This is a genomic window from Cellulomonas sp. P4_D11, from assembly GCF_056401915.1.
This window is the reverse complement of the sequence record NZ_JBFUIK010000050.1, coordinates 1-17,572: the sequence shown is the minus strand read 5'-3', so window position 1 is coordinate 17,572 and position 17,572 is coordinate 1. Positions and strand designations below refer to the sequence as shown.

15 protein-coding genes are annotated in these 17,572 nt (G+C 73.5%); 7 read left to right on the top strand and 8 right to left on the bottom strand.

Translation table 11 applies throughout. The features are described from left to right. A partial coding sequence (locus tag AC1DT4_RS19095; RefSeq protein WP_477091338.1) for a hypothetical protein occupies positions 1-726 on the bottom strand: 726 nt, incomplete at its 3' end. A 129-nt stretch (positions 727-855) separates the two neighbouring features. Here AC1DT4_RS19095 and AC1DT4_RS19090 point away from each other — a divergent pair. After that, positions 856-1,185, top strand: coding sequence for a hypothetical protein (locus AC1DT4_RS19090; protein ID WP_477091337.1), 330 nt, complete (start codon positions 856-858; stop codon positions 1,183-1,185). Here AC1DT4_RS19090 and AC1DT4_RS19085 read toward each other — a convergent pair. Next, positions 1,182-2,867 (bottom strand): FAD-dependent oxidoreductase, encoded by a 1,686-nt coding sequence (locus tag AC1DT4_RS19085; protein WP_477091336.1) that lies wholly within the window; start codon positions 2,865-2,867, stop codon positions 1,182-1,184. The genes AC1DT4_RS19090 and AC1DT4_RS19085 overlap by 4 nt on opposite strands. A gap of 43 nt (positions 2,868-2,910) precedes the next feature. Between AC1DT4_RS19085 and AC1DT4_RS19080 the strand changes: the two genes are divergently transcribed. From AC1DT4_RS19080 to AC1DT4_RS19070, 3 genes are all read left to right on the top strand, one after another. Then, positions 2,911-3,495, top strand: a complete 585-nt coding sequence (locus tag AC1DT4_RS19080; protein ID WP_477091335.1) for a protein-L-isoaspartate O-methyltransferase family protein — start codon at positions 2,911-2,913, stop codon at positions 3,493-3,495. A 155-nt stretch (positions 3,496-3,650) separates the two neighbouring features. After that, positions 3,651-7,538, top strand: a complete 3,888-nt coding sequence (locus tag AC1DT4_RS19075; protein WP_477091334.1) for a S8 family serine peptidase — start codon at positions 3,651-3,653, stop codon at positions 7,536-7,538. 222 nt (positions 7,539-7,760) lie between these two features. Continuing rightward, positions 7,761-8,183, top strand: a complete 423-nt coding sequence (locus tag AC1DT4_RS19070; protein ID WP_477091333.1) for a DUF3806 domain-containing protein — start codon at positions 7,761-7,763, stop codon at positions 8,181-8,183. A 23-nt stretch (positions 8,184-8,206) separates the two neighbouring features. Here the strand turns inward: AC1DT4_RS19070 and AC1DT4_RS19065 are convergent, their stop codons facing one another. Next, positions 8,207-8,746: a ribonuclease H family protein gene (locus AC1DT4_RS19065; RefSeq protein ID WP_477091332.1), complete on the bottom strand. Its 540-nt coding sequence runs from the start codon at positions 8,744-8,746 to the stop codon at positions 8,207-8,209. A 103-nt stretch (positions 8,747-8,849) separates the two neighbouring features. Here AC1DT4_RS19065 and AC1DT4_RS19060 point away from each other — a divergent pair, with 103 nt between their 5' ends. Then, positions 8,850-9,368 (top strand): hypothetical protein, encoded by a 519-nt coding sequence (locus AC1DT4_RS19060; protein WP_477091331.1) that lies wholly within the window; start codon positions 8,850-8,852, stop codon positions 9,366-9,368. 4 nt (positions 9,369-9,372) lie between these two features. Here AC1DT4_RS19060 and AC1DT4_RS19055 read toward each other — a convergent pair whose 3' ends face one another. Together AC1DT4_RS19055 and AC1DT4_RS19050 are read right to left on the bottom strand one after the other, a co-directional pair. After that, complete coding sequence (locus AC1DT4_RS19055) at positions 9,373-9,939, bottom strand: DoxX family membrane protein (RefSeq protein ID WP_477091330.1); 567 nt, start codon at positions 9,937-9,939, stop codon at positions 9,373-9,375. A 171-nt stretch (positions 9,940-10,110) separates the two neighbouring features. Then, positions 10,111-11,061: a 5'-3' exonuclease gene (locus AC1DT4_RS19050; RefSeq protein WP_477091329.1), complete on the bottom strand. Its 951-nt coding sequence runs from the start codon at positions 11,059-11,061 to the stop codon at positions 10,111-10,113. Positions 11,062-11,154: 93 nt separating this feature from the next. Between AC1DT4_RS19050 and AC1DT4_RS19045 the strand changes: the two genes are divergently transcribed. Beyond that, positions 11,155-11,682 (top strand): hypothetical protein, encoded by a 528-nt coding sequence (locus tag AC1DT4_RS19045; protein WP_477091328.1) that lies wholly within the window; start codon positions 11,155-11,157, stop codon positions 11,680-11,682. Between the two features lie 132 nt (positions 11,683-11,814). Here the strand turns inward: AC1DT4_RS19045 and AC1DT4_RS19040 are convergent, their stop codons facing one another. Both AC1DT4_RS19040 and AC1DT4_RS19035 read right to left on the bottom strand, forming a co-directional pair. Then, positions 11,815-13,203 (bottom strand): hypothetical protein, encoded by a 1,389-nt coding sequence (locus tag AC1DT4_RS19040; RefSeq protein ID WP_477091327.1) that lies wholly within the window; start codon positions 13,201-13,203, stop codon positions 11,815-11,817. Between the two features lie 192 nt (positions 13,204-13,395). Then, on the bottom strand, positions 13,396-14,109 hold the full coding sequence (locus AC1DT4_RS19035; protein WP_477091326.1) for an RNA polymerase sigma factor: 714 nt from the start codon (positions 14,107-14,109) through the stop codon (positions 13,396-13,398). A gap of 613 nt (positions 14,110-14,722) precedes the next feature. Here AC1DT4_RS19035 and AC1DT4_RS19030 point away from each other — a divergent pair. After that, positions 14,723-16,219, top strand: coding sequence for an HNH endonuclease signature motif containing protein (locus AC1DT4_RS19030; protein WP_477091325.1), 1,497 nt, complete (start codon positions 14,723-14,725; stop codon positions 16,217-16,219). Between the two features lie 237 nt (positions 16,220-16,456). On the opposite strand, the gene AC1DT4_RS19025 is transcribed toward AC1DT4_RS19030, so the two are convergent. Beyond that, positions 16,457-17,572, bottom strand: a 1,116-nt coding sequence (locus AC1DT4_RS19025; RefSeq protein WP_477091324.1) for a MinD/ParA family ATP-binding protein, incomplete at its 5' end; no start/stop codon positions are given.

Sequence of the window (17,572 nt, the reverse complement as noted above, 5' to 3'; positions counted from 1 at the left end):
GGCCTGGGCGGCGGCAGCGTCGGCGGCGGCCTGCGCGGCGGCGGCGTCGGCGGCCTTCTTGGCCTCGGCGCTCTGGCGGACGGTCGTGGTGAGGGTGGCGACGGCGGCGACCGCCTCGCGCAGCTGGGCCGTCGTCGAGTCCTCCTTGCCGGTGGTCGGCGGGATCGTCGGCACGGTCGCGGGCGCGGGGGTCGTCTCGAAGACCGTCGCGGGATCGGGGCTGGCCTCGGGCGTCGCAGCGGCGGTCGGCTGGTCGGCGGCCGGCGTCGTCGCCGTGTCGGTGGGCTCCGCGCGGTCCGCGGACCGCGAGGTGGCGGCTCCCCGGTCGACCGTCGGGTCGTCCGCCGTCGCGGCGGAGACCAGCTGGTCCAGGTGCGCGGTCGCAGCCTCGAGAGCGGCGAGCTGCGTCGCGTCGATCTGCGCCTGCGAGGCCTCGGTCTGCACCGTGTGCGCGACCTCGATCGCGTCGGTGGCGACGTCGACGGCGCCGGCTCGGGCCTTGGTGACCTGGCTGGCGACGAGAGACGGGGAGGACATGAACGCGCTCCCACCGTCGCCCGCGTTGGCCGATGCGGCGACGACGGCGCACATGCTCACGGCGAGCGCCGCGACGACGGCACCCTGTGCGACGCGGGCCGGGTGGGCGGTGGCACGTGCCGGCGCAGGGCGCGGGGCAGCGTGCCGGCCACCGGTGGGCCGACCTCGTGTCGGAATCTTGTTACTCACGCGTAACACGTTAAGTTCTTCGGACGGTCGTCCAGGACACTTGAGGGTTTCGGGCGGGGGAGATCTCGTGTGGATCTCGTCACGGCTCCGTCACACAATTCATAGGCTTCGGGCGGCTACGATTCCGCCGTGCCCTCCGAACCACCGCCTGCGCCGACCCCCGTCCGGGGTCTTGACGACCTCTACGACATCGCCCGCCTCGCCGAGCGCCTGGGGGTCGAGCACGCCACGATCCGCGTCTGGCTCTCGCGCAAGGTGCCGTGGCTCCCGCAGCCCGACGGCCGGCTCAACGGCGGGGCCGTGTGGCGCGCGACGACGCTCGAGGGCATCGAGATGCGCCGTGAGCGGGGGCGCCCGGGCCGCAAGCCGAAGTTCGTCCCGGACCCCTCGGCGGCCGACGTGCCGCGCACCGGCATGATCCCGGTGGTCTCCGTGATGACGGCGCAGCCGACCAGCTAGAGCACGGTCAGCCGCAACGCGCCCGGCGCCGCCGCGGGCACCACGGGCCGGGCCGGGCGCACCGCCCGCAGCCTCGCGTAAGGCTCCCCGAGGGCCGGGCGCGGGTCGGCCTCCCCCGCGTTGGGCCACAGGGCGAAGGCCCGCTCGGCCTGCGCGGTGATGGTCAGCGACGGGTTCACGCCCAGGTTCGCGGAGACCGTCGAGCCGTCGACCACGTGCAGCCCCGGGTACCCGAAGGCCCGGTGGTAGGCGTCGACGACGCCGGTCGCGGCGGACGAGCCGATGGTGCAGCCGCCGAGGAAGTGCGCCGTCATCGGCACGTCGGCCACCTCCCCGACGTTGCTGGCCGGGAAGCCGCCCAGGTGCGCGGCCATCCGCCGGTACGCCGCGTTGGCCGCCGGGATCCAGGTGGGGTTCGGCTCCCCGTCGCCCGGGACCGAGGTGAGCCGGACGGTGCCGCGCCAGGTCCGACGCGGTCGCACGGTGATCGACGACCCACCCGTCTGCATGACGAGCCCGATGACCGTCCGCTGCGACCAGCTGCCCAGGCCGAGCAGCAGCGACGCCAGCTGCCCCGGGTGCCGCACGACGTTGCCCAGCCAGCGCACCGGCCGCGGCACCCGCCCGCCGCCGTCGGTCAGCACGGTGCTCAGCAGACCCATGAGGTTCGAGCCCCGCCCGTACCGCACCGGCTCGAGGTGCGTCTTGTCGTCGAGGTACACGGACGAGGTGATCGCGACCCCGCGCGTCATGTCGGGCCGGCGTCGCCACCCGCGCCAGCGCGTCGCCGCGCCGCCGAGCGACTCGCAGTTGGTCCGGGTGAGCGCGCCGAGCCGGTCCGAGAGGGCGGGCAGCGTGCCGTCGGCCTTCATCCGGTGCAGCAGCTCCTGGGTGCCCCACGTCCCGGCGGCGACGACCACCTGCGCGGCCGTCACCGTGCGCCGCGTGCGGCGTCCCGTGCGCGTGGTCCGGATCTCCCACTCCTGGCCACGGGGCCGGATCGACGTCACCGTGGTCTCGGCGACGACCCGCGCGCCGGCGCGCTCGGCCAGGTACAGGTAGTTCGTCGGCAAGGTGTTCTTCGCGCCGTGGCGGCAGCCCGTCATGCACTCGCCGCACTCGAGGCACCCGCGCCGCTCCGGCCCGGCGCCCCCGAAGAACGGGTCCGGCACCCGCGCGCCGGGCGTCCCGAAGACGACGCCGACGGGGGCGAGCCGGAACGACGCGCCGACGCCCAGGTCGTCGGCGGCCCTGCGCACGACGTCGTCGGCGGGCGTGCACGTGGGGTTGTCGACGACGCCGAGCATGCGGCTCGCCTGGTCGTAGAACGGCGCCAGCTCGGCGCGCCAGTCCGTGATGCCGGCCCACTGCGGATCCGCGTAGAAGGCGTCGGACGACGGCTGGTAGAGCGTGTTCGCGTAGACGAGCGAGCCGCCGCCCACGCCGGCACCGGCGAGCACGACGACGTCCGGCAGCACGTGGATGCGCTGGATGCCGAGCCAGCCCAGCCGCGGCGCCCAGAGGAACCGGCTGACGTCCCACGACGTGCGCGGCAGGGTGTCGTCGGTGAACCGGCGCCCCGCCTCCAGGACGAGGACGCGGTAGCCCTTCTCGACGAGCCGGAGGGCCGCGACCGACCCGCCGAACCCGGAGCCGACGACCACGACGTCGTACTCGGCCATGCACGCCTCCCAGGGTGAGTGCGCCGATCGTAGGCTCGACACCATGCGCAGGGGTGCCGACCCGGGCCGCGCCGCCGAGGTGGCCGACGCGATGCGTGAGCTCGCCCGCGAGCGGTTCCTCCCGGCGGAGCAGCGCGCGCGTGCCGCGGAGAACCATCCCCTGCCCCTCTGGCACGGCCAGACGAGCTCCCAGCCGAGCACGGTCGCGACGATGCTCGAGCTCCTGGAGGTGCCGGAGGGCGCGCGCGTGCTGGACGTCGGTGCCGGCTCGGGCTGGACGACCGCCCTGCTGGCGCGGCTGGTCGGGCCGCGGGGTCGGGTGCTGGGGCTCGAGCTCGACCCCGAGCTCGCCGCATGGGGGTCGGCGAACCTCGACGCCTGCGGGATGCCGTGGGCGTCGATCGAGCAGGCGACGCCGGGCGTCCTGGGGCGGCCCATCGAGGGCGGCTGGGACCGGATCCTCGTCTCGGCCGCCCCGCGCGAGCTCCCGGCGACCCTCGTCGACCAGCTCGGCGACGACGCGCGCCTGGTCATCCCGGTGCGCTCGACCATGCATCTCGTGGTCCGGCGCGACGGGCGGACGCGGACCAGCACGCACGGCTCGTACTCGTTCGTGCCGCTGCGCTGAGAGCCCGAAGGTCACAGGTACGAAACGATCAATTCGCCAGAAGGTGACGAATGCCGTACCTGCCAGTAACGTGCGCTGGGCGTGCGCCGCCCTGTGACTACCGTCACGTCGGGCAGCGCTCGCCTGTCGATCCTCCTCGAACCAGGGATGCGCACATGCCACGTCGACCCGTTCTCGCAGCCGTCACCGCCCTGTCCGTCGCGATCAGCACCGCATTCCTCGGGGCCGGCGCGGCGTCGGCGGCACCACCACCGGCGGGGGGCGTGGGGAGCGCGAAGTCCGCAGGTCCGATCTCGTTCGAGGCGGGTCGCTACATCGTCACCCTCGCCGACGAGGCCGTCGCCACCTACGACGGCGGCGTGAGCGGCTTCGCGGCGACGAAGCCGGCCGAGGGCGACCAGCTCAACGCCCGGAAGGCGCCCGCGAAGAGCTACGGCGAGTACCTCACCGACAAGCAGCAGGAGGTCGCCGACGCGGCCGGCGTCTCGATCGACGCCTCGTACACGCTCGCCCTCAACGGGTTCGCAGCGGACCTGAGCGCGACGCAGGCAGCCGAGCTCCAGGCCAACCCCGACGTGATCTCGGTCGTCCCGGACGAGCTCAAGCACATCACCGCGGAGCCCTCCACGTCGTTCCTCGGGCTCGACGGGCCCGGCGGGGTCTGGGAGTCCATCGGCGGAGCCGACCAGGCCGGCGACGGCGTCGTCCTCGGCGTGCTCGACACGGGCATCGCGCCCGAGAACCCCGCCTTCGCGGGCAGCCCGCTGGGCACGACGCCCGGTGCCGACCCCTACCTCACCGGCGACACGATCAACTTCCAGAAGAGTGACGGCAACGTCTTCCACGGCGTCTGCCAGACCGGCGAGCAGTTCACCGCGGACGACTGCTCGACCAAGATCGTCAGCGCGCGCTACTACCTCGACGGGTACGGCGCCGCGAACATCGGCGACGCGTCCACCGGCGAGTACGTCTCCCCGCGGGACGGCGACAGCCACGGGTCGCACACCGCGAGCACGGCGGCCGGCAACGTCGGCACGCCGACATCGATCGGCGGTATCGACTTCGGCACCATCACGGGCGTCGCGCCCGCGGCCAAGATCGCCGCCTACAAGGTGTGCTGGAACGGTCCGGACCCTGCAGTGACCACGGACGACGGCTGCGCGAACTCCGACATCCTCGCCGCCATCGACCAGGCGGTCGCGGACGGGGTCGACGTCATCAACTTCTCCATCGGCGGCGGGGCGGCCACGACCGTCCTCGGGCCGGAGGACTACGCGTTCCTCGGCGCCGCATCGGCCGGCATCTTCGTCGCGGTCTCCGCGGGCAACGCCGGCCCCGGGCCGTCGACGGCCGACCACGCCTCCCCCTGGTACACCTCCGTGGCCGCGTCCACGATCCCCAGCTACGAGGCCACGGTCACCCTCGGTGACGGCCAGGCCTTCGCGGGTGCGTCGATCACCGTGAACATGGACCCGGCGGCCGAGCCGCTCACCGGTGCGCTGGTGAACTCCACGGCGGTCGCCCTGGCGGGCGGCACCGACGCCAGGCTCTGCGCGCCCGGCTCGCTCGACCCGGCGCTCGTCCAGCCCGACACGATCATCGTCTGCGAGCGCGGGGTCTACGACCGCGTCGCGAAGTCGGCCGAGGTGGCGCGCGTGGGTGGCATCGGCATGGTGCTGGTCAACGTGACGCCGGGCTCGATCGACACCGACTTCCACTCGGTCCCGACCGTGCACCTGAGCAACGTCTACCACGACGCGGTCGTCGCCTACGCGGCCACCCCGGGTGCCACGGCGACCTTCACCACCGGCAACGAGCTCGGCACGACGCCGCCGGTCCCCCAGGTCGCCGGCTTCTCCTCGCGCGGCCCGATCCTGGCCGGCGGCAGCGACATCATCAAGCCGGACATCGCCGCTCCCGGCGTGTCCATCCTTGCCGCCGGTGCCAACGCCGAGGGCGCCGAGCCCACGTTCGAGTTCCTCAGCGGCACGTCCATGGCGTCCCCGCACATCGCGGGCCTCGCGGCCCTGTACCTCGGCGAGCGGCCCAACGCGGCGCCCTCCGAGATCAAGTCCGCGATGATGACGACCGCGTACGACACGGTCGACGCCGAGGGCGACGCGGTCACCGACCCGTTCGCCCAGGGCGCCGGGCACGTCGACCCGACGAAGTTCTTCGAGCCGGGTCTGCTCTACCTCAACGGCCTGCCCGACTGGTACGCGTACCTCGGTGGGCAGGGCTACGGCGTGCCCGTCGACCCGATCGACGCGAGCGACCTCAACCTCGCCTCGATCGGCATCGGCAGCCTCACGGCGAGCCAGACGATCACCCGCACCGTCACGTCGACGCAGGCGGGCACCTTCACCTCCTCGGTGCAGGGGCTCGCGGGCATCGACACGGTGGTCGAGCCGTCGACCCTGACGTTCGGGGCCGCCGGCGAGGCGAAGACGTTCACCGTGACGTTCACTCGCACCGACGCACCGCTCGACGAGTTCACGACCGGCTCGCTCACGTGGACCTCGGGGGAGACCGCCGTGCGCAGCCCCGTCGCCGTCCAGCCCGTCGCCATCCTGGCTCCGGACTCCGTGGAGGGTGAAGGGGTCACGGGATCGGTTCCGGTCGAGGTGACGCCCGGCTTCACGGGCGACATCCCGCTGACGACCACCGGCCTCTCCGCCGGTGAGCTGCTGGCGGACCCGACGGGCACCGAGACCGAGCACAGCGGTTCGGGTTCCACGGGCGACGGCGCGGAGTACCTCGTCACCGTCCCGGAGGGCACGGCGCTGGCCCGGTTCGACCTCGACGCTCTCGACGAGACGTCCGACCTCGACCTGTTCGTCTACCAGCTCAACGCCGCCGGGAACCCGATCACGCTCTGGCAGTCGGCGACAGCCTCGGGCGACGAGCGGGTCGACATCCCGGCTCCCGACGCGGCGACCTACCGGGTCGTCGTGGACGTCTTCAACGCGGAGGACGGCGTGGCGTGGGACCTCACGGCCACCTCGGTGCTCGAGGGTGGGGCGCCGCTGGTGCTCGACCCGGAGGTGCTGTCCGGTGTGCAGGGCGTGCCGGTGACGTACACGGCGTCGTGGGCTGACCTCGCTCCCCGGACGACGTACCTCGGCCTGGTCAGCTACGGCGACACCGGCGCCTTCACGGTCGTGCAGGTGAAGACGGGCGAGCCGGCGACGCCGACGACCACGACCCTCGCGGTCACCGGCGGGACGTCGGCCGGCCAGGAGCAGACGCTCACGGCCACCGTCGCCCCGGCCGAGGCCACCGGCACGGTCACGTTCCTCGACGGGACCACCCCGATCGGCTCGTCCGCCGTCACGTACGGCAAGGCGACCGTGAAGGTGAAGCTCGGCGTCGGGTCGCACTCGCTGACCGCGGCCTTCGTACCGGACGCGGGCAGCACCTACGCGCCGTCCACGTCGGAGGCCGTCACGGTCGAGATCGCCCAGTCGACCTCGACCACCACGTTCACCCTGGCCCGCACGTCCGCCCCCTACGGGCAGACGACGAAGGCAGCGATCGTGGTCAAGGGCGCGACCGCACCGCCGACAGGCACCGTCGAGATCAAGGACGGCGCGGTCACCGTCGCCACCGGCACACTCGTCGTGACCGGCCTGCGGGGCGTCGCCGACGTGGTGATCCCGGGCAACCTGAGGTCCGGGAACCACCACCTCACGGCGGTCTACAGCGGCAACGCCGACGTGGCCGGCTCGCAGGCCCAGCGGTGGTACACCGTCACCAAGGTGCAGGCGAAGGCCTCGATGACGACCCCGTCGTGGACGGTCTCCCATGGCGCCAAGCCCGTGGTGACCATCAAGGTGTCCGGCGCCAAGGGTGCACCGGTGCCCACCGGCTCGGTCGTCGTGATGGTCGGCCTGCAGAAGGTGGCCACCGTGCCGCTGACCGACGGGGTCGCGAAGGTGACCCTCCCGGCCGTCCAGCACTCCGGCCTGGTCATCGCGACCTACCAGGGCGACGGCGGCTACTACCCGACCGTCACCGCCCACGCGCTGGTGGTCAGGCACTGACCCGGCACTAGCCGGTAGCGAGCCGAGGGCCGCGTCGACCACCCGGTCGGCGCGGCCCTCGCGCGTCCGGCGACGCTCCGCGACGATTCAGCCACTGTGCGGGTCAAGCACCGCCGCCGCGGGGTCGATACCAGGGGCATGGGATTGTTCCGACGCGCAGCGAGACCGTCCGACGGGTCGGTGGTGCCGCACCCGCACACCCCCGCGGACGAGAGCCGCTCCGTGCGGGTCGAACCGCTGAACGCCGCCGAGATCGTCTGGACCGCGCAGCACCGCGAGATCATCACCGGCCTGTGCGCGGGCACCGTGGACACGCAGTCGCTCGGCGACCTGTTCGACCGGGTCCAGGCGATCTGGCTGCAGTCATCGGACCGCACCGACCCCGAGTCCCTGGTGCACGCGTTCGGCGTGTCCGTGGGTGACCTGGTGGCGCAGCGCGTGCCCGGGCTGGTGTGGGGCTCCGCGCACGGCGACGGCGCGCCCGAGCTGGTGCTGACGCACCCGGAGCACGACCTGGTGGTCTTCCCGTTGGCCGCGGTCGCCAAGAGCTGGGGCGAGGCACCCGTCGGCTGGGTGGCCGAGTACGTCCACGAGGCGGCCGGCGGGGCCCTCGCGATCCTGGCCTCGGAGCGTCAGCCGCACTGAGCGGCTCGACGAGACCGGGCGGTCTAGAAGAGGACGTCCGGCTCGGCGACGACGGCGGCACGGACGTGCGCGGCAGCCGGGACCGGGGTCGACGCCGGCACCGGCAGCACCGGCGCCGCGTTCGCCGGGGCGCCGTCGCGCACGCCGCGGGCCGCGATCCCCGCGAGCTCGTCGGCACGCTCGTTGAACTCGTCGCCGCGGTGGCCGCGCACCCAGACGAACGTCACCGCACCGGACCGTTCCGCGATGGCCTGCTCGATGGCCTGGATGAGCGCGAGGTTCTGCACGGGTCCGCCGGCGGCCGTGCGCCAGCCCTTGCGCTTCCAGCCGTGCACCCACTCGGACGAGCACTTGATCGCGTACTGCGAGTCGGCCTGGATCACCAGCGGCTCGTCGCCGGGGTGGGCACGGACGGCCTCGAGGACGGCCATGAGCTCGGCGATCTGGTTGGTGCCGGACGCGTGGCCGCCGCTGGCGCTGGTGCCGTCGTGGTTTGCCCACGCCCAGCCGATCGCCCCGCCGGGGTTGCGCAGGCAGGAGCCGTCCGTGCTGACCGTGATCACGGGAGGTGATTCTGCCCTGCCGGCGGGTGGTCGCTGCACCCGAACGGGGTCATTCGGTGCACAAGTGCTCACGTGACCCGCCGTTCCGGCCGATGTGCACGATATGACGACGTTCGACGACACGGACCTCTTCACCGACGCGTTCCACGACTTCCGTGGAGTCGATGCCGCACGGCGCCGTTCCGGCGTGCTCACCGCCGTCGTGCTGGCGGCCGCGGCCGTCCTGGTGGTCGTGGGCTTCGTGTGGGCGCGCGGGGGCCCCGTGGCCGCCGGGTCGGCCGTCGAGGCGTCGAGCCTGCTGCCGGTGTTCGCCGCCGAGCAGACGTCCACCGACCGGTTGTCGTCCGACGACCTGTCCGGCCTCGGCGTGGATCCGCACACGACCCGGTTCCTCGCGGAGACATCGACGGGCCGGCACTACGCGGCGGTCGGGGTCTCCGGGAAGCTCTGCGTGGTGACGGTCCAGTCGGGAGAGCTGCCGCTGGTGAGCTGCGCGGCGGCGACGCCGACGGCCCGGATCGCCGTCGACGACACGATGTTCGTCGTAGCAGCGTCGGGGCCCGCCCCGGCCGCCGCGGACGGCTGGCGCGAGGCAGGCCCCGACGTCTTCGTGAACGACTGACGGCTCACTCCTGCGGGAGACGGAGTCGCGCGCCGAGCGCCGCGGCTCCGACGACCGCACCCGCGCAGGCGAGGACGATGTCCTTGACCACGTACTGACCCGTGAGGGTCGGTCCGCCGGCGGGGAAGAGCTCGCCGTAGAAGAGCACGATCGGCGACATGATGCCGACCAGCGCGCCTGCCAGGATCACCAGCCCGGTGCGCAGGAACAGGCCCGTGACCAGCGTGAGCCCGATGACGGTCTCCATGGTCGCGGTGAGGAGCAGCGCCGCGGTCGGGCCGACGTGGCCCAGGGTCAGCGTGCCGATCGTGCGCTCGGCCAGCTCCGCCGCGGGGCTCATGCCCGGGAAGAACTTCAGGAGACCGAAGCCCAGGAAGACGAGCCCGAGGCTGATCCGCAGCGCGGTGATCGAGTGCCGGGTCAGCACGGTCGCCAGGCCCGAGACCGCCCGGTCCACCACCGAGGTGGCGGGTGCGGCGGGCCGGGAGAACGTGTTGCTCGGGACGGGAGCCGACGTCCGGGCCGCGGGGTGCTTCTTGCCCGTGGACGTCAGGGTGGGGACGGAGGACATGGACGTGCCTTTCCGATCGGGACCCCGGGTCGGGGCGCGGTGCCGGTGATCTCCGGCGGGGTCGTGGCTACCGGTCGGTAACGCACGTCCCAGCAGGAGGACGCCTGTCCATGTCTGATACGTCCGACTTCCACCCGTTCGGCGCAGTTCACCCGATCGAGGGACACGCGATCACCCCAGGGCGAGCGCGTCCACCACCCGCTTCACGCTCGACGAGAGCCCCCACCGCTCGGCCAGGGCGACGAGCGCCTCGGCGTCCGCGACGACGTGCGGCAGCCTGTCGTCGATGTCCCCCACGGGCGCGTCGGGCGCCACCCGGACCACCGCAGGGGCGACCTCGAGGTACGGCGCAGCCTCGGTCAGCCGCCGGCGCTGCGTCACCGTGAGCCCCGGGTCGCCCGCGTCGCGCGCGGCGAGGATCCCCTGCAGCGAGCCGTACCGGTGCACCAGCTGCGCGGCCGTCTTCTCGCCTATGCCGGGCACGCCCGGCAGGCCGTCGCTCGGGTCCCCGCGCAGCACGGCCATGTCGGCGTAGCCGGCGCCGGACGAGACCGCGTACTTCTCCTTCAGCAGCGTCTGGTCGACGGCCGTCAGGTCCCGGATGCCGCGGATGGTGTAGAGCACCCGGACGGGGACCTCGTCGTCGACCAGCTGGAACAGGTCCCGGTCGCCGGTGATGACGTCGACGGCGGCCGGGTCCTTCTTGGCCACCTCGCGCGCGACGAGCGTGCCGATGACGTCGTCGGCCTCGTAGCCCGGCACGCCGACCCGGGCGATACCGAGCGCCGCGAGCACCTCGACGATGATCGGCACCTGCGGCGACAGGGTGTCGGGGACCTCCTCGACGCCGGTGGTCCCCGGCACCTCGACCGCCACGCGGTGGGCCTTGTACGAGGGGATGGCGTCCACCCGGAACTGCGGCCGCCAGTCGTCGTCCCAGCACATGACCAGGCGCGTGGGCCGGTGGACCGTGACCAGCGTCGCGATCATGTCGAGCAGCCCGCGGACCGCGTTGACCGGTGTGCCGTCGGGCGCCTTGATCGACTCGGGGACCCCGAAGTACGCGCGGAAGTACAGGGACGCGGTGTCCAGCAGCAGGAGCTTCTCGGTGCGTTCGGCCATGCGGCGAGTCTGGCAGGAACCGCCGACGAGGGCGGCGGACCCGCGTGCCCGAACCCTGCGCGCGGCGTCGCGATCGCTGCCAGGATCGCCACCATGAGCCTGCTGTGCGAGTACTTCGCCGCTCCGTCCGACGCCGCGGCCGCCGTCGTCGTCGACCGGCTCGGCGGCCCAGCCGACGCGACCGGCGCGCCGGTGCCGACGAAGCGCGGACTCTTCCGTCACAAGGCGGAGCCGGTCCGCGCGCCCGCCGGGGCGGCGGTGGCCTACCCCACCGTCGACGGCGGCGGGATCGAGCCGGTCGTCCAGCTGGCGACCCTCGAGGAGATCCTCACGGGGCGTACCTACGACGACGTGATCGAGGGCCTCGAGGAGGGCAACGTCGTCGCCGAGCGGGACGGCGGGCACCGGCTCGTCGTGCGCCTGACGCCGACCCTCACCGCCGCGCTCTCCGACGCGGACCCGGACACCCTCGCCGCCGCGGCGCTGCCGTGGTCGCAGACGGAGGAGTTCTGGGGCGAGGCCGACCCGGCGCCGCTCGCGGGCTTCCTCGCCCGCCTCGCCGACCTCGCCCGAGGGGCGCGCGAGCGCGGCGACACGCTGTACTGCTACGTGAGCGCCTGAGGCTCGCACGCTCGCACGCACACCCGCCGGCGGTCAGGCCCCTCGTCGGCCGCCGGGCATGACGAAGGCCGGTCGGCGTCCCTCCGACGCCGGCCGGCCTTCGTGCTCTGTGACCAGGCTCCCGCTCGCCCGTCAGCCGACGGGCGCGAAGTCCAGCTGGTCGTCCACGACCGCGATGACGCTCCACGTGACGCCGTCGGAGTCGGCGAGCTCGTAGGTCGGGACCAGCACCGACGCCCCCGTCGGCAACGTGGTCAGGGCGACCCCCAGGCGGGCGGAGACCAGAGTGACCTGCTGGACCGGCCAGGCCAGCGGGCTGCCGGCGGTCGGGGTGGCGGGCACGGTCGGGTCGGACGGCGCGGACGCCACGGAGTCGTCGGCGGTGCGCATGCCCTCGGCCGCGAGCGGCATCACGCCACCCCCGCCCGAGACGCCGAACCGCGGGTCGCCCAGCCGCGCGACGGCCTCGGTCGGGCTGACGACGTCGTACGAGCCCAGCTCGACCATCGGCGCGAGCGGCGCGTACAGCGACTGGACGCCGTCGGCGACCACCGTGACGCTCGCGGTGACGCCGGTCTGCTGACCGTCGACCACCTGGCTGGCCGTGACGTTGGTGACCTGCGGGCTGCTCGGGTCGGTGGACGCCTCGTACTGGTAGGCGTCCGTGTCGACGCCGACCGCCGCGAGGATGTCCTTGGCCTGTGCGATCGCGGCGTCGCCCGTCGGTGCCGCGGCCGCCGTCGTGCAGTCCGGCCGGTCCGGGCCGACCGGGGAGTCCGCCGTGCCGGCCGCCGAGTCCGTCGCGGGCTCCTTGCCGGTCGTCACGCTGCCGCAGCTCCACGGGTCCCGCGTCGGGTCGTAGTAGGAGAGGCTCGCGAGGCCGTCCGGCGAGAGCGACACCGACGGTCCGGTGCCGTCGTTGGTGCCGACGGACCACGAGCCGTACTCCTGCCGCGGCTGACCGGACACCCCGAGAGCCGCCGCGGCCGCGACGATCGTCTCCTGCGAGAACGCGCCCTCCGCGTCGAAGCCCCAGGCCTTCCCCGAGCCACCGTCGGTCGACAGCCCGCTCGCAGTGAACACCGTGCGGCCGCCGTACCAGGGGTACATCATCTTCGACTGGTCCATTGCGACGCCGCCGCCCGCCGCCGACGCCACCTCCGGGGCCGCCGCGTCGCGGCCACCGCCGTCCAGCGAGATCGCCGGCGCGGCGGTCACCGTCTCCGGGGCGTTGTTGAGGCCGTACGCGTAGCTGCCGCCGCCGATGATCGCGACTCCCGCGACCGCCGCCGCGACCTGCAGCCAGCGGGGCGAGCGGCGGTTGCGCCGCGCGGCGAGCTCGTCGACCGGGGCGGCCGTGCTCGTCACGTCGACACCCGTGCGCTCCGAGACGGCTGCCGTGAGGCGGGCGAGGTCGGGCTCGCTCCCGACCGCCGGGTCCGCGGCCTGGAGCCGGGCGAACGCGACGTCGGTGTCGGGCGTCGTCGCGTCGGGGGTCTCGTGCTCGGTGTGGTCGTCCACGGTCCTGCCTCCTGGGTCGGTGCGGTGCTCTCTACCCCACCTATGTCCCGACCGCGGCGCGGCTTGCACGTCGCGGTGATCGGCGATGCGGCAGCCCGTGGCGCGCGCAACCCCCGTCGCGCTTGCTCAGCTCCGCGACGCGTCGGATCGCGTGCTCGTCGGCGCGCACTGGTCCACCCGCGGTCGGACCCGTCAGGCCTCGGCGAGCGCCCACGCCTCGCGCAGCCGGGCACGTGCACGGCTCAGCGCCGCGTCCGCGCCACCCCGACCGATCCCGAGCACCTCGGCCAGCGCATCGCCGGTCAGGCCCTCCCACGCGTTGAGCAGCAGGATCTGGCGATCCCGCGCGCTCAGACGACCGAGCACCTCACGCACCCGCTCGTCCTGCACCGCGCGCACCGCCGGGTCGTCCGCGTCGATCTCGTCGGGGACGTCCCCCACCGGGATGGGCCGACCCTTGCGACGATGGTTCGCGACGACGAAGCCCGCCGTCCGGTACAGCCACGGCAGCTCCGCCCCGTCCGGCACGTCACCCCGCCGGCGCCACGCGACCGCGAGCACGTCCGCCGTCAGGTCCTCGGCCTCGTCGCGGCCGGCCCGCCGCGCGACGAACCGGTACACCGCCGACGCGTGCGCCCGGACCACGGTCTCGAACCAGGCGGCGTCGTGGCTCGGGTCGTGGCCGGCCGCGGCCTGCTCGGCCCCTGCACCGTCTCGGGGGCTCAGGTCGGTCGCGTCCCCGTCTCCGGCGCTCGCGTCGGCCTCAGCCGCGTTCCCGAGGCTCGGGTCGGTCGCACCCTCGCCCTCGTGGCCGCGGTCGTCGTCGTCGTCGAACACACTCGCGCGCTCGTCGAGCCTCGGGTCGTCCGGCTCGAGGTCGGGCGTACTCGGTGTCGGCGACGGCACAGTGCTCCTGGTGTGTTCGTGGTCGGGCGAAGGCCTACACCTGCACTCTGTCGCGTGAGCACGCGATCTTGCACCACTGATCGGATCTGTATTCGAGCGGCCCGAGAGCTCCGTGGAAGCGCACGCCGTTTTCGCGCGGCTCGCGCGAACCCGACCGCACTCGCGACCGCGACGCCGTGTCGTGCGCAGGTTGGTCGTTCCCCATATTTGCTGACAGACACGCGCGCCACGGCGCGGCACCGGGCAGCGCACCGAGGTTCGCCGGCACCACGCCTTGCACACACTGAGCCGACCTCAGCCCCTCGGTGGGCGGCGCCCCTCCACAGGCGCATCCCGCCACCCCCGAGTGTCAGTGGCGTCCGATAGATTCGTACGTATGTTCGATTCCTCCACGATCGCCCGGCCTCTTAGGGCCGAGTCTTGGCTGCCCGTCGAGGCGGCGGCCCCGACCGAAGCAGCGTGGTGGGTGGGTTCCGCGTACTCGGGGACTACGGCGGATGGCGAGCTGACGGACCTCGGTTCAACGGCGTCGGCGGGGGCACCCCGATCGGGTCCAGATCCGGACTGGGCATCGGACGGGGATCTGTGGCTGGCGAGCCCGATCTCGCTCGCGATGCTCGACCCCGAGCGCTACATCGCCGCGGGCGACGTGGTCGAGCACGCGGAGGACTTCCTGACCCGGCCCGACTACAGCCCGACCGACGCGCAGCTCACCGATGCGGGACCGGAGCTGGCCGCGATCCTCCAGATGATCGACCGAGACGCGCTTGACGACGAAGGCCTCGTCGAGCTGGTCGCCGCCTGGCAGCGGCTCGCGTCTTGGGTGTTCCTCGGCGCCGCCCGGGCGGCCGCGTCGCTGGCGGATCGAGCCTCGATGAACCCGTCGTGGCCGCACCAGGCCGCGAGGACGGACCTGTCGTGCACGGCCGGCGACGAGATCGCGATGCGTCTGGCCTGGTCGCGCCGAGCCGGCGCCCAGATGGTGCGCAACGGTCGCGCGCTCAACGGCCCGATGCTGGCGACCGCCGACGCGCTGGCGGCAGGGGAGATCGACACGCCCAAGGCGCTGGTCCTCATCGATCGGCTGTGGAACGCCGCACCTGACCTCGCCGACGCCGTCCAGGCCGAGGTCCTGCCGCGGGCCGACCTGCGGACGCCGCGGCAGCTCGCATCCGACGTCGAGCGGGTACTCCTGGCTATCTCGCCCGCCGACGCAGCCGCACCCCACCGCGCCGCTCGCACAGACAGGCGCGTCGACCGCCCGCGCCGACTTCCGGACGGTATGGCGGGCATGTGGGCCGTCCTGCCCGCGGAGTCGGCGGTCGAGATCGACACCCTCCTCGAGGCCACAGCGCGCACGGCACGGTCGGCGGGCGACCCGCGCACGCTCGACCAGCTGCGCGCCGACACGCTCGTCGACATCCTCACGGGCCGCGCGGGATGCACGCATGCGCCGCAGGTCAGACATCCCGCGGATTCCACCAGCATGGGCACGCCCGGCGACTCGCCGACGGACGACGCACCGGCACCGCGCGTGCGCCGACCGAGGATCCAGGTCAACGTCACCGTGGCGCTCTCGACGCTGCTCGGTCTCGACGAGGATCCCGCGGAGCTCGACGGCTACGGCCCGCTGCAGGCCGCGCAGGCTCGCGCCCTCGCTCGCGGCGGCGTGTGGCGGCGCCTGGTGACGGACCCGACCAGCGGCGCCGTCCTCGACGTGGGTAGGACCCGGTACCGGCCACCCGCCGACCTGGCCGACCATGTCCGTCAGCGCGACAAGCAGTGCGTCCGACCTCATTGCTCGGCCAGCGCTGAGCAGTGCGACCTCGACCACACGATCGAGTTTCGCGATCCCGCCGGCCGCGGCGGGACGACCTCAGCCGGCAATCTCGGCCCGGTGTGCCGACGCGATCATCGGCTCAAGACCGAGGGCGGCCACCGGCTCACCCAACCGAGCCCGGGGAAGTTCGAGTGGGTCACACCTGCCGGGGTGCGCTACCTCGTCGTTCCCGGAAACGATGGCGCGGTCGAGCGCACCGGTCGGCGACGCAGGCGTCGCGCAGTGGTCCTGCCCGTGCACGCACCAGACCCGGGACCGCCGCCGTTCTAGGTTCTGTCGAGCGCTTGAGCTCGCCGAGGAGCGACGACCAGCACGACTGGTCCACAAACGATGGCTAGCTCGGCTCGCCGAGGAGCGATGACGGGCACGACTGGTCGAGAAGCGATGACAAGCACGACTGGTCGAGAAGCGACGGCCGGCACTGCTCGTCGAGAAACATCGCGACAGGCGCGACTCGTCGAGCGGTGACGTACACCCGACGTGCGGCGGCGAACGATGGCGAGGGCCTCAGAGGCCGTCGGCGACCACCGCGGTGACGCGGAGCCAGGCATCGCGGGTCGTGGTGTTCAACGCCTCGTAGTCGATGGGGCCGCCCGCGACGAGGGCCTTGTCGTGCGGTACGTCGATCACCGCACGTGTCAGCGCCCCGAAGTGGGACCTGAGTCGCTTCTGCAGGTCCTTGTCGACCTTCGGTTCCGGCGCCGAGAGCACGGTCACCGCGCGGCGCACGGCCTCGTCGTGACCGGTCGCGCGGAGCGCGTCGAGAGCCCAGGCGGCCGACTGTGCCGTGTCTTCGCGCACGGTCGAGACGACGACGATCTGGTCGGCGGCGGCGACGGCGGCCTGCCAGTTCGAGGCGCGCATGTTGTTCCCGGTGTCGATCACCAGGACCCGGTAGAAGCGCGAGAGCACCTGGTGCAGCGACGTGAACGAGTCGGCGTCGACGGACGACGCCGAGGCCGAGTTCTCGTCCGATGCGAGGACGTCGAACTGCTCGCTGGGCTGCGTCCGCACGAACCCGTCGAGGTCGCCGATCCGGACGGTGCCCTCGGTCCCGAGGGCGGGCAGCGCGTTGAGGAGGTCGACGGCGGTTCGGGTGTGGTCGGCGTGCGACGAGCGCCAGCCGAGCGTGCCGCGGGTCTCGTTGTTGTCCCACGCGAGCGTGTACCCGCCGCGCTGCAGCCCGAACGTCGCGGCGAGCAGCATCGTCGCGGTCGTCTTGTGCGCCCCACCCTTGGGGTTGATCACGACGATCGTCTTCGGCCCGTCCAGGGTGCGTCGCACGGAGGCCGACGCGATGCGACGACGGCGCTCCACGCGGCCGGGGCCCGGGGAGATGCCGCCGAAGGTCACGCGTCGGACGCCCGCGCGCCATCCGTGCTCAGCGGGGCCCACGGACGCGGCGGGGTGCCGCGCGGCGAGGAGGTCGTCGAGCGTCGGGAGCGGCTGGGACGACGACGTCGACGGGGGCGGCGTCAGCCGGGCACCCGTGAGCGCCCCGGCACTGGCCGAGCTGCTCGCGGACGGCGCCTCGCCCGAGGACTCGCCCTGCTGGCGCGCGGAGCCGCCCCGAGTCGCGGCGGGCCCGCGCGTCGCTGCCGACGTGGGTGCGGACGTCGGGGC